Here is a 12,584-nt window from a genome sequence, read left to right as displayed (position 1 = left end):
TGCGATGCAATGTGTAACGAAAAAGGCCGGATTGGCGATAGCGATTGCCCTGATGGGTGGCTCGGTGCAGGCCACACAGACCGGGTTTCATGAAGCCCTGAGTAAGGCCGAGGTATACGGAGATCTTCGCTTGCGTTTCGAACAGGTGCAACAGGACAATGCACTCAGAGACGCGGAAAGCGTAACTTTGCGAACCCGCCTTGGCTATCGTACTGCGGATTACAATGGGTTATCCGGGCTTGTCGAGTTTGAGGACGTTCGGAACGTGGCTGGGCTTGACGACTACAACGACACGCTGGGGAAGAATCCAAATTACTCTGTTATTGCCGATCCCGAGACAACAGAGCTGGACCAGGCTTACCTTCAGTACAGGTTCGGAGATATAACCGGTCGGTTGGGGCGTCAGGTGATAACTTACGACAATCACCGGTTTATTGGCGACGTTGGCTGGCGCCAGGATCGCCAGACGTTTGATGCGGCCCGCCTGACTTACACCCCGTCAACCAACCTCGCAATCGACTACGCCTTCCTGAGTCAGCGCAACCGCATCTTTGCCGAGAGCCGGGACCTGCCATCCAAGGATCACATAGTCAACGTTGCCTACCAAACACCCCTCGGCAAGCTGACCGGCTATGCCTATCTGCTGGAAATTGATGAAGGCGTTGACAACTCGCTCGACACCGTCGGGCTTCGTTATGTTGGCCGGTATGACCTTGAGCCGCTGGGGATAATCTACGAAGCCGAATATGCGATTCAGGAGGCAGAATCGGGCGGTGCTGATTTTGATGCCGAGTATTACAAGCTGAATGCGGGCATTGATATCGCGGGTGTCATTGTTTCAGCGGGACTTGAAGTCCTTGGGTCGGATAATGGCAACTACGGCTTCTCTACACCACTGGCAACCCTGCACGGTCAGAACGGCTGGGCTGACCAGTTTCTGAACACCCCGCTGGTCGGGTTGGAAGACGCGTCGCTCAGCGTAAAGGCACCCGTGGCGGGCGGCGGCCTGACCCTCAAATATCATGACTTCAGGGCCAGTGACTCGCCTGGCGGTGCCAGTGACTTGGGTAGCGAGGTTGATGTGGTCTATCAGCGCAAGTTTGCGGAGAACTACTCAGCAGGTATTAAATACGCTCGCTACATGGCCGGAGATGCAGCAACCGGAAAAGTGGATACTGACAAGCTCTGGCTGACTCTGGCCGCCAAGTTCTGAGGCTGATATCCGAAAAAAAGCCCCGGCGGCGTCCACTGCCAGCGGGGGCCTTTCATCCGTCATTCGGCTCAGATTCGCTTGTTGCGCACCAGGTCTTGCACCAGTTTGCTGACCGCGCCTGCGATTTCTTCACTGTCGTCTGCGCAGATGGAAGCCGAGGCGATGTCCGAGCCGAGGTTTGCCACAATCGCGATGACGCCGTGGGCGCTGATGACCTGTGCGGAGCGGCGGCGATCATCAACATTGCCGGCATTGTCTTCGCTGAGCACGATGGTGGTTTTACCCTGATCAAACAGCGCCCGTTCCAGAGCCAATGCCAGGGCCGGTGCCTGCTTGCCATTGCACGCGATGATCGCAGGCTTCTGGGCCAGGCGGCGTTCGCGTTCTTCAACGGACACCGGATCCAGGGATTCGCCAGCATCCGCCAGGCCCGCCACCATACCGGCACCGATGGTGACGTTGGTCAGCCGGTCGATCACGATAAAGCTGCCGGTGGCGTGGTTCCGCTGGTAGGCATCAAAGGCAATCGGCTGGTTCAGGGTCAGTTCGCACAGGCCGATCTCATTCAGTTGCAGGGCAGAAGGATTCTCGTTCCTTTCCAGGCTGTTTACATCGGTCTGATGGTGAATCTTCTTCACCGTGCCGGAGGTAAAGGTGGGGCCCAGCTTGATGTCATACAGGCGGCCGGTTTCCAGGGGCGCGTCGGTCATCCACACGATGTTGGCGTTGAAACGGTTGCCCACTTCAGGCTCATCTTCCGCTTTTACCAGCATGTCGCCACGGCTGACGTCGATTTCGTCGGTCAGCGTGAGGGTGACCGCCTGGTCGATATAGGCTTCTTCAAGGTTGCCGTCGAAGGTTACCACCTCTTTCACCGTGCTGGTGCGCCGGGAGGGCAGCGCCATGATTTTCTCGCCCGGGCGGATCACGCCGGAGGCGATGGTGCCGCAGAAGCCGCGAAAGTTCAGGTTCGGGCGGGTTACGTACTGAACCGGGAAGCGGAAATGCTCCAGGTTCTTGTCCCGACCGACTTCCACGGTTTCCAGGATTTCCATCAGCGGCTGGCCGGTGAACCAGGGCGTGTGCTCGCTCTTGTTCACCACGTTATCGCCTTCCAGGGCGGAAATCGGCACGAAGCGGATGTCCTTCAGGCCCAGTTTGGCGGCAAACGCCAGATAGTCGTCCCGGATCTCGTTGAAGCGCTCTTCGCTGAAATCCACCAGATCCATCTTGTTGATGGCGACCACAATGTGGCGGATACCCAGCAGCGATGCAATGTAGGAATGCCGGCGGGTCTGGGTCAGCACACCGTGGCGGGCATCGATCATCAGGATCGCAACCTGCGCCGTGGACGCGCCGGTGGCCATGTTGCGGGTGTACTGCTCATGGCCCGGGGTGTCGGCGATGATGAACTTGCGCTTGTCGGTGGAAAAATACCGGTAGGCCACATCAATGGTGATGCCCTGTTCGCGCTCCGCCTGCAGGCCGTCCACCAGCAGGGCCAGGTCCAGCTTTTCGCCGGTAGTCCCCATCTTGGCACTGTCGGTTTTCAGGCTGGCCATGTGATCTTCATAGATCATCTTGGTGTCATGCAGCAGGCGACCAATCAGCGTGCTCTTGCCGTCGTCCACGCTGCCGCAGGTGAGCAGGCGCAGGAGTTCCTTGTTTTCGTGCTGTTTCAGGTAGGCCTGAATATCTTCCGCAATCAGATCAGACTGGTGTGACATCTTAGAAGTACCCTTCCCGCTTTTTCTGTTCCATGGAGCCGGCTGAATCATGGTCGATAACGCGACCCTGACGCTCGGAACTGGTGGCCAGCAGCATTTCCTGGATGATCTCCGGCAACGTGGTGGCTTCGGATTCAATGGCGCCGGTTAACGGGTAGCAGCCGAGGGTGCGGAAGCGGATGGATTTCATCATCGGCTTCTCGCCCTCTTTCAGCGGCATTCGGTCATCGTCCACCATGATCAGGGTGCCGTCGCGCTCAACCACCGGGCGCACCGCGGAGTAGTAAAGGGGAACGATCTCGATATTTTCCAGGTAGATGTACTGCCAGATATCCAGCTCGGTCCAGTTGGACAGCGGGAATACCCGAATGCTTTCGCCCTTGTTGATCTTGCCGTTGTAGATGTTCCAGAGTTCAGGACGTTGGTTCTTGGGGTCCCAGCGGTGGTATTCGTCGCGGAAGGAATAGACACGCTCCTTGGCACGGGATTTTTCTTCGTCCCGGCGGGCGCCGCCGAACGCCGCATCAAACTTGTACTTGTCCAGGGCTTGCTTGAGGGCCTGGGTTTTCATTACGTCGGTGTGCTTGGCACTGCCGTGAGTGAATGGGCCAATGCCCTGTTTGATGCCGTCCTCGTTCTTGTGAACGATCAGGTCCAGACCGTATTCCTTCACCTTGCGGTCCCGGAAGTCGATCATATCCCGGAATTTCCAGGTGGTGTCCACGTGCATGAGAGGGAAGGGCGGTTTACCCGGATAAAAGGCCTTGCGGGCCAGGTGCAGCATTACCGCGGAGTCCTTGCCGATGGAATACAGCATCACCGGGTTGTCGAACTCGGCTGCGACTTCCCGGATGATGTGGATGCTTTCCGCTTCCAGCTGTTTCAGATGCGTGAGGTTGTATGTGGTCATGGTAATCCGTTGCCGCCGTGCGGGCCGTTGTTGCTATGCGAATTGATAGCGCAACTATACCAGAGCCAGCAAGGGCATAAGAAGACGGTCAACTAGACATTGGCGCTATAACAATATAGCAGGTGGCGGGCGCAGGGCTTTCGAAAAACGGGTGTTTGGGCTCAGGCTGGATTGCAGGAGTCGGCCAGTAGTTTGGCAACGTAGCGGTCGACATAGTCGAAGCCGTTGCCCTCGAACTCGGCGAACTGGATGCCCAGCTGGAATTCATCTCTGGCAATCCGGCGCATATGAACGATATTGCCGTCTGCAACGATGGAGACCGGTTGCGTGGCAACGACGGGCACCGAGAACCGGGCTTTGACGGCAACCCAGTTGCCGGGAGCAGGCGCCTTTTGCTCTGGAATCAACTGCTTCACCGTTGCCTGATTGCAGGAAATCATCACGCCGGTGCGTGAAAGATTGGAGATCGAACAGGTAAGGCAGCAGCCGTTCGGTTTTTCAAGGGTGATGTCGGTGGCTACGTCCACCCGTTGCTGGTTGCGCAGATTCAGTTTGGCGGCGACAGGTTTCATGTTGACTCTTCTGGCGTGTCTGGTTTCGAATGAGGCTGCCTTTCCCATAAATCCCTTCCAGAAAAACACTTAAACTCATGATAAGCGCATGAAAGTGTAGTTGTTTACTTTGTGATCAGCAAGAAGCCTGACGCTTATTGTGGCAGTTTTATTAAACCTTTCTGAACGAAGCGTCACAAAAATTGACGCCTGTCAGTATTAGCCACCGGAAATGCCGGCCGGTCTTATGTTACAGGTTTTGCTGCAGGCGGCACCGTGGCTGGTGTAAAATGCCGGCCTTCATTCATGTGTGGGCTTTCACTGAGCTCCGGGAATTCCAAGCTTTTTATGACAGACAACACCCAGAACCCCGCTACAGAAACCGGTAATGGCAAGGTCGGCTTTATCAGCCTTGGCTGCCCCAAGGCCCTCGTGGACTCAGAGCGTATCCTCACCCAACTCCGGCTCGATGGGTATAACGTAGTCTCCACCTATGACGACGCCGATATCGTGGTGGTGAATACCTGTGGCTTTATTGATGCTGCCAAGCAGGAATCCCTGGATGCTATTGGCGAGGCCATCAGTGAAAACGGGAAAGTCATCGTCACCGGCTGCATGGGTGTCGAAGCCGACAAGATCCGCGAGACCCACCCCGGCGTTCTGGCGGTTTCCGGTCCTCATGCCTATGAAGAAGTGGTCGGTGCGGTTCACCAGTTCGTGCCCCAGAAAAAGCAACACGATCCGTTCACCGATCTGGTCCCGCCCCAGGGCATCAAACTGACCCCGAGGCATTATGCCTATCTGAAAATTTCCGAGGGCTGCAACCACCGCTGCACCTTCTGCATCATCCCCTCCATGCGCGGCGATCTGGTCAGCCGGCCCATCGGCGATGTGATGGACGAAGCCCAGCGCCTGGTGGATGCCGGCGTCAAGGAACTGCTGGTGATTTCCCAGGACACTTCTGCGTATGGTGTCGATACCAAATACCGCACCGGCTTCTGGCAGGGCCGCCCGCTGAAAACCAAAATGCAGTCGCTGTGCGAGGCCCTGGGTGAAATGGGCGTGTGGGTGCGTTTGCACTATGTGTATCCCTATCCCCATGTGGACGACATCATCCCGCTGATGGCCGAAGGCAAGATCCTGCCGTACCTGGATATCCCGTTCCAGCACGCCAGCCCGAAAGTCCTCAGGGCCATGAAACGCCCGGCCCACGACAGCAAAACCCTGGAGCGCATACGCAGGTGGCGGGACATCTGCCCGGAACTGACCATCCGCTCAACGTTTATCGTCGGCTTCCCCGGCGAAACCGAGGAAGATTTCCAGTACCTGCTGGACTGGCTCGACGAAGCCCAGCTGGACCGCGTGGGCGCGTTCAAATACAGCCCGGTGGAAGGTGCCAAGGCCAACGAACTGGAAGGTGCGGTGCCTGAGGAAGTGAAAGAAGCGCGCCTGGCCCGCTTCATGGAAAAACAGGCTAAGATTTCCGCCGCCCGCCTGCAGGCCGGGATCGGCCAGACCATCGACGTTCTGATCGACGAAGTGGACGAAGAAGGCGCCATTGGCCGTTCCAAAGCCGATGCGCCGGAGATTGACGGGATGGTCTACCTAAACGATGAGACGGATCTTGTGCCCGGTGAGATTGTTCAGGCCGTGGTTGAGCATGCCGATGAGCATGATCTTTGGGCCCGGCTTGTTCGGTAGCCTTTGGGGTGGGCACCTAGCCTGATGGTTTCGGGGGAGGCGTTGGTGAGAGGCTTCTCCCAAAAACCGCTACGAGCACGTCCATGTGCGCTTGTTTCCGGCCATCCTTGGCCTCCAACATTTTTGGGAGAAGCCTCTCACCAACGCGTCAGAAAGCTCGGATATAGTCGACAGGAATAAAGGTAGGTCGGACAGCAGACTATAGCTGAGAAGTTTAACAGCGCGGGAGGGTGGAGCCTTCCAAAACTGTGCGGAGCCATGGATGGCGGAGCTCAAGCGTCACATGGACGTGCCGCAAGGAGCGTGTTTTGGAAGGCTCCACCCTCCCGTGCGTTAACTCCAGGAAAAGAAGGCTAGGGCCGCAGCCAAAAAACCACGACCCAAAGCCCAAGGCTTACCCCCCAAGCTTGCGAACCAGAATCTCGTTAAACAGCTTGGGATTTCCCTGACCCTTGGAGGCCTTCATTAGAGGCCCCATAAACCCGCCAAGCATCTTCTTCTGTTTCTTGGGATCGGATTCCTGCTGATACTGGGCCACCTGATCCGGCATCCCGGCCAGCACCTCGTCTACCATGGCTTCCAGCGCACCGGTGTCAGACACCTGCTTCAGGCCCTTGGCGTCGATGATCGCGTCCACGTTGTCGTTTTCGCCAGACCACAGCGCTTCAAACACCTTCTTTGCGCCAGCAGAGGAAACCGTGTTATCGGCAATCCGCACCACCAGGTCACCCAACTGGGCGCCGGTGATGGGGGAGTCGGCAACGGTCTTCTCCTCGGCATTCAGGCGGGCGGAAAATTCGCCCTGGATCCAGTTGGCGACCAGCTTGGCGTCTTTGCCGTGGCTGGCGGCTTCCTCGAAGAACGTGGCCAGTTTGGAGTCGCCGCTGAGCAGGCCGGCGTCGTAGTCGTTCAGGCCGTACTGGTCCTTGAACCGTGCCTTCCGTGCATCCGGCAGTTCCGGGAGGCGGTTGCGGGCTTCGCTAATGAACGAGTCATCAATTTCCACCGGCAGCAGGTCCGGGCAGGGGAAGTAGCGGTAGTCGTTGGCTTCTTCCTTGGTGCGCATCGAGCGGGATTTGTCCCGGTCGCCATTGTACAGGCGGGTTTCCTGCACAATTCTGCCGCCGTCTTCCAGGATGTCCATCTGTCGTTCCACTTCGTGGGCAATGGCCTGTTCCATGAATCGGAATGAGTTCAGGTTCTTGGTTTCGGTGCGGGTGCCGAGGGTGTCCGAGCCTTTTGGCTTCAGGGAGATGTTCACGTCGAAGCGCATGGAGCCCTGGGACATGTCGCCATCGCAGATACCCAGCGAGGTTACAATGCCGTGCAGTTTCTTGGCGAACGCCACGGCTTCCTCGGCATTATTCATATCCGGTTCGGTGACCACTTCGATCAGTGGCGTGCCGGCCCGGTTGAGATCCACGCCGGTCATGCCGTGGAAATCCTCATGGAGGGATTTGCCGGCGTCTTCTTCCAGGTGAGCGTGGTGAATGCGCACGCGCCGGGTCTCACCGTTGGCCAGATCAATGTCCACGTAGCCGGGGCCGACGATCGGACGCTCCAGCTGGGTGGTCTGGTAGCCCTTCGGCAGATCCGGGTAGAAATAGTTTTTCCGTTCGAACACCGAGCGGCGTTCAATCTCGGCGTTCACCGCCAGGCCAAACATCACCGCGTAGCGGAAGGCCTGCTCGTTGGGCACGGGCAGGGTGCCGGGCATGGCCAGGTCAACGGCGTTGGCCTGGGTGTTGGGCTCGGCGCCGTAGGCGGTGCTGGAGCCGGAAAAGATCTTGGTTCGGGTGGCGAGCTGAACGTGAATTTCCAGCCCGATCACAATGTCCCACTGCATAGTTGCTCTCTCCTGTATGGGGCCTGTCCCGGGCTTATTGCGGTTCACGCTGGTGCCAGTCGGTCACCTGCTGGAATTGATGGGCGGCGTTCAGCAAACGCGCCTCGGAGAAATAATCCCCGATGATCTGCAGGCCCACCGGCAGACCATCCACGAAACCCGCCGGCACCGACATGGCTGGAATGCCCGCCAGGTTGATGGCGATGGTGAACACGTCTTCCAGGTACATGGTGACCGGGTCGCTGGTTTTCTCGCCCTGAATGAACGCCGGGGAGGGCGTGGTCGGGCTCATCAGCACATCCACTTCCCTGAAGGCATTGATGAAATCCTGCTGGATCAGCCGGCGCACCTTCTGGGCCTTCAGGTAGTAGGCATCGAAATACCCGGCGGACAGCGCGTAGGTGCCCACCAGGATCCGGCGTTTTACCTCGGTGCCAAAGCCTTCAGCACGGGTGCGGGTATACAGATCCATCAGATCCTTCGGATCTTCGCAGCGGTAGCCGTAACGCACCCCGTCAAAACGGGACAGGTTGGCGGAGGCTTCCGCCGGCGCAATCACGTAATAGGCCGCTATCGCCAGTTTGGCGTTGGGCAGGGACACCTCTTTCACTGTCGCGCCCAGCTTCTCGTATTCCTTTACCGCATTGCGAACTTGTTGCTCCATCGCCGGGCTGAGCTGGTCACTGAAGTACTCTTTCGGCAAACCGATCTTCAGACCTTTTAACGGCTCGTTCAGCGTGGCGGTGTAATCCGGAACTTCACGGTCCAGCGAGGTGGAGTCCTTCGGATCGAACCCCGCCATCACATTCAGCATCAGAGCGTTGTCCTCTGCGCTTCGGGCAATCGTACCGCCCTGGTCGAGGCTGGAGGCAAAAGCAATCATCCCGTACCGGGACACCCGCCCATAGGTCGGCTTCAGCCCGGTCACGCCACACAGCGCCGCCGGCTGACGAATCGAGCCGCCGGTGTCCGTTGCGGTAGCCGCCGGCACCAGCCGCGCCGCCACCGCCGCCGCGGAGCCCCCGGAAGAACCGCCTGGCACCCGCTTTTCACCCTGGCCCAAACGCCAGGGGTTGGTGGTCGCGCCAAAATAGCTGGACTCGGTGGACGACCCCATGGCGAACTCATCCATGTTGGTCTTGCCCAGGCACACGGCCCCGGCCTGGCGGAAATTCGCGGTGACCGTTGCATCGTAGGGCGGAACAAAATTCTCCAGCATTTTCGAACCACAGGTGGTACGAACGCCGTTGGTACAGAAAATATCCTTGTGGGCAAACGGCACCCCTGTCCAGGGCGTCGCATTCCCAGTCGCCCGCTGCTCATCCGCCGCCCGGGCATCGGCCAGCGCCTGCTCCCCGGTGACGGTAATAAAACTGTTGTACTTGCCATCTTCCTGCTTGATGCGGTCGAGAAACTGCTGGGTCAGCTCAACGCTGGAAACCTGGCCGCTCTCCAGTTCCCGGGAAAGCTCTGCTACGGATTTGTTATGCATGATGAATCCTGAAATCGCTGTTCGTCAGATCACTCAATGGCTCACTCAATGACTCTGGGAACCAGATAAAGCCCGTTCTCGGTGGCCGGCGCAATCGCCTGGAACGCCTCCCGCTGATTGGTCTCGGTCACCTCATCGGCCCGCAGGCGCTGGACCGCATTCAGCGGATGGGCCATGGGTTCAACCGAGTCGGTATCGGCCGCAGCCAACTGATCCACCAGATCCAGGATATTGCCCAGATCCTTCTCCAGAGCCGAAACCTGCTCCTCGTCCACGCGAATGCGGGCGAGCACAGCGACTTTCTCGATGTCCTTGCGGGAAATGGTCACGCATTGCCTCCCAGGTAAATGAAATGTCGTTAATAAATCTTAAGAAGTTGAGGGCGGTTCTGAAGTTCGGGGTCGGTCGGAGATCTCCTTTCAAAACTGTTGAGGGCCATGGACGGCCCGAAACAAGCGCACATGGATGTGCTCGTAGCGTGTTTTGAAAGGAGATCTCCGAGCGGCCCTTCACCCAAGCCAAAAAATTAAAGCGACATGGTAACAGATTCGAACAATCGCGGGAGGCCCCAGCCCATAAGGTAAATGTGTGAACCGTAAGGCGTGAGGCCCGTTCGCGCCTTGCCTGCCGGGGTGCTCACTGCTAAAGTTGCCGCATCTTTTCTCTGCGACTGCAACTCTCAGGTTGAAACTACACGAATGTTGATAAAAAGACTCCGAGGCTTATTCTCAAGCGACCTGTCCATCGACCTGGGCACCGCCAACACCCTTATTTACGTCCGTGAGCGCGGAATCGTTCTGAACGAGCCCTCCGTTGTGGCCATTCGCACCAGTGGTTCCCAGAAAATGGTCGCCGCCGTCGGCGCAGAAGCCAAACGCATGCTGGGCCGTACCCCCGGCAACATCACCGCCATCCGCCCCATGAAAGACGGCGTGATTGCAGATTTTGTCGTCACCGAAAAAATGCTCCAGCATTTTATCCACAAGGTGCATGAAAACAGCTTCATTACCCCGAGCCCGCGGGTACTGGTCTGCGTACCCAGCAAATCCACCCAGGTAGAGCGCAAGGCCATCCGTGAATCCGCCCTCGGCGCCGGCGCCCGCGAAGTGTTCCTGATTGAAGAGCCCATGGCCGCGGCCATTGGCGCCGGGCTTCCGGTGGAAGAAGCCAGCGGCTCCATGATTGTGGACATCGGCGGTGGCACCACCGAGATCGCCATCATCTCTCTGAACGGCATTGTCTATGCCGAGTCTGTCCGGGTAGGCGGCGACAAGTTCGATGAGGCCATCGTGACCTACGTGCGCCGCAACTACGGCAGCCTGATCGGCGATTCCACCGCCGAGCGCATCAAGCATGAAATCGGCTGCGCCTACGAAGGTCTCGAAATCCGCGAAATCGACGTGCGCGGTCGCAACCTTGCAGAAGGCGTGCCCAGGGCCTTTACCCTGAACAGCGAGGAAATCCTCGATGCCCTGCAGGAATCCCTGGCCCAGATCGTCCAGACCGTTAAGAGCGCCCTTGAGCAGTCGCCGCCCGAACTGGCCTCCGACATCGCCGAGCGCGGTATCGTTCTGACCGGCGGCGGCGCACTGCTTCGCGGGCTGGACAAGCTGATCAGCGAGGAAACCGGCCTGCCGGTAATCATCGCTGAAGACCCGCTGACCTGCGTCGCCCGGGGTGGCGGCAAGGCGCTGGAAGTGATTGACCGGGGTGGCATCGGAATGTTCTCCCAGGAGGGATAATCCTGTGGGGAGGGCTCGACATTAAAACCATCTTCGTCGAGGGGCCTGTTCCTGGCTTCAGGCTCCTCATTGTTCTTCTCGTATCGGCAGCCCTGGTGGTTGCCGATGCGCGTTTCGACAAGCTCTCAACCGTGCGCAGCACCCTCGCCACAGGTCTGGCTCCGGTGTACTGGCTCGGCAATGCACCCTATGAATTCACCGATTGGGTGGCAGGGCTGTTTGAAAACAAGAAAGACCTGCAGCAGGAAAACGAAGACCTCCGGGCCCGCTTGCTGATCCTGGAACGGCGCGCCCTGAAATACGCGGCCCTTGCCTCTGAAAACAACGAACTGCGCCGCCTGATGAACTCCTCCGAGGTGCTGGACGACCGCGTCATCGTGGGCGAGGTGGTGGGTGTCTCTCCGGACCCATTCTCCCATGAAGTCATTATCAACAAGGGTCGGCGCGATGGCCTCGTGCCAGGCCAGGCCATTCTGGATGCTCACGGCTTGATGGGGCAGGTGGTGCAGAGCAGTCAGTTAACGTCTCGAGTACTGCTGGTGTCTGACAGCAGCCACGCCGTTCCGGTGGAAGTGGTCCGCAACGGATTGCGGGCTATCCTGCTGGGCACCGGCGATAGCGATACCCTTGATCTGGTCCATGTGCCAGACACCGCAGACATCCGGGAAGGCGATCTTCTGGTAAGTTCCGGTCTCGGTGGCCGGTTCCCCCGGGGCTACCCGGTGGCAGAAGTAAGCCGTATTACCAAGGAGCCGGGTGAGCCGTTCATCTCCATAGAGGCAACGCCGAAAGCGCAACTAAACCAGAGCCGTCTGGTGCTGGTGGTGTTTCCACCGGACGGACCGTTATCGACCGAAGGTGAGGCCGTTGAAGGCGAGCCCGCCGCTAACGCTGAGGCAGACGCCGTGCAGGGAGGGCAGGACTGATGCTGTCGGTAATCAGCTATCCGGTTTTCGTACTGTCTGTGATTGTCGCCCTGGTTTTCAGTATTTCCCTGTTCCCCGTTGGCTGGTTCGAGTTCCGTCCTGAGTGGCTGGGGTTGGTCGTTTTCTACTGGACGTTCCGGGCACCGGCCCAGTTCGGTATTCTGCTGGCCTGGTGTCTCGGGCTGCTGCTGGATGTCCTTGAGGCGACCCCCCTCGGTGTGAATGCCATGGCCATGGCTCTGACTGCCTTCCTGGTGCTTACCATCCACCAGCGCCTTCGCATGTATCCGATTCCCCAGCAGTGCCTGATGGTGTTCCTGTTGCTCGGGATCAACCAGATGCTGGTGCATTTCCTGAAGCAGCTGCTTGGTGGCGAGACTGCCGGATTCAGTTATCTCTGGCCGGCTCTGACCAGCGCCCTGGTATGGCCGGTATTCTCCATTCTGCTGGACAACATTAACCGCAAACTGGGTTAG

11 protein-coding genes are annotated in these 12,584 nt (G+C 58.5%); 5 read left to right on the top strand and 6 right to left on the bottom strand.

Annotation, left to right across the window (positions count from 1 at the left end; all coding sequences use genetic code 11):
• Positions 1-4: 4 nt before the first annotated feature.
• On the top strand, positions 5-1,213 hold the full coding sequence (locus D0851_RS05905; protein WP_117617793.1) for an alginate export family protein: 1,209 nt from the start codon (positions 5-7) through the stop codon (positions 1,211-1,213).
• A gap of 68 nt (positions 1,214-1,281) precedes the next feature.
• Here D0851_RS05905 and cysN read toward each other — a convergent pair whose 3' ends face one another.
• From cysN to D0851_RS05890, 3 genes are all read right to left on the bottom strand, one after another.
• Positions 1,282-2,940, bottom strand: coding sequence for a sulfate adenylyltransferase subunit CysN (gene cysN, locus D0851_RS05900; protein ID WP_117617792.1), 1,659 nt, complete (start codon positions 2,938-2,940; stop codon positions 1,282-1,284).
• A 1-nt stretch (position 2,941) separates the two neighbouring features.
• Positions 2,942-3,850 (bottom strand): sulfate adenylyltransferase subunit CysD, encoded by a 909-nt coding sequence (gene cysD / locus D0851_RS05895; protein WP_117617791.1) that lies wholly within the window; start codon positions 3,848-3,850, stop codon positions 2,942-2,944.
• A 161-nt stretch (positions 3,851-4,011) separates the two neighbouring features.
• Positions 4,012-4,422, bottom strand: a complete 411-nt coding sequence (locus D0851_RS05890) for a PilZ domain-containing protein (protein WP_117620302.1) — start codon at positions 4,420-4,422, stop codon at positions 4,012-4,014.
• 327 nt (positions 4,423-4,749) lie between these two features.
• Here D0851_RS05890 and rimO point away from each other — a divergent pair, with 327 nt between their 5' ends.
• Positions 4,750-6,102, top strand: coding sequence for a 30S ribosomal protein S12 methylthiotransferase RimO (gene rimO, locus D0851_RS05885; protein ID WP_117617790.1), 1,353 nt, complete (start codon positions 4,750-4,752; stop codon positions 6,100-6,102).
• 394 nt (positions 6,103-6,496) lie between these two features.
• Here rimO and gatB read toward each other — a convergent pair whose 3' ends face one another.
• Genes gatB through gatC form a run of 3 tightly spaced genes read right to left on the bottom strand, consistent with a single transcriptional unit; the run spans position 6,497 to position 9,769 of the window.
• Positions 6,497-7,948 (bottom strand): Asp-tRNA(Asn)/Glu-tRNA(Gln) amidotransferase subunit GatB, encoded by a 1,452-nt coding sequence (gatB, locus tag D0851_RS05880; protein ID WP_117617789.1) that lies wholly within the window; start codon positions 7,946-7,948, stop codon positions 6,497-6,499.
• Between the two features lie 34 nt (positions 7,949-7,982).
• Entirely contained in the window at positions 7,983-9,440 is a 1,458-nt protein-coding gene (gatA, locus tag D0851_RS05875; protein ID WP_117617788.1) for an Asp-tRNA(Asn)/Glu-tRNA(Gln) amidotransferase subunit GatA, read from the bottom strand.
• Between the two features lie 41 nt (positions 9,441-9,481).
• A complete protein-coding gene (gatC, locus tag D0851_RS05870) occupies positions 9,482-9,769 on the bottom strand; it encodes an Asp-tRNA(Asn)/Glu-tRNA(Gln) amidotransferase subunit GatC (RefSeq protein WP_117617787.1) in 288 nt (95 codons plus the stop codon).
• A 372-nt stretch (positions 9,770-10,141) separates the two neighbouring features.
• Between gatC and D0851_RS05865 the strand changes: the two genes are divergently transcribed.
• The 3 genes from D0851_RS05865 to mreD all read left to right on the top strand — a co-directional run bounded on the left by D0851_RS05865 (position 10,142) and on the right by mreD (position 12,584).
• Positions 10,142-11,182, top strand: coding sequence for a rod shape-determining protein (locus D0851_RS05865; RefSeq protein WP_070973515.1), 1,041 nt, complete (start codon positions 10,142-10,144; stop codon positions 11,180-11,182).
• 95 nt (positions 11,183-11,277) lie between these two features.
• Positions 11,278-12,108 carry a rod shape-determining protein MreC gene (gene mreC, locus D0851_RS05860; protein ID WP_413773547.1) on the top strand — a complete coding sequence of 277 codons (831 nt, stop codon included), beginning with the start codon at positions 11,278-11,280 and terminating at the stop codon, positions 12,106-12,108.
• A complete protein-coding gene (gene mreD, locus D0851_RS05855) occupies positions 12,108-12,584 on the top strand; it encodes a rod shape-determining protein MreD (protein WP_117617785.1) in 477 nt (158 codons plus the stop codon). The genes mreC and mreD overlap by 1 nt, the downstream gene beginning before the upstream one ends.

The organism is Marinobacter sp. Arc7-DN-1 (genome assembly GCF_003441595.1).
In the GTDB taxonomy this organism is placed as follows: domain Bacteria; phylum Pseudomonadota; class Gammaproteobacteria; order Pseudomonadales; family Oleiphilaceae; genus Marinobacter; species Marinobacter metalliresistant.
Note: the sequence above shows the minus strand (reverse complement) of the source record. Positions and strands in the feature narration are given on the sequence as shown.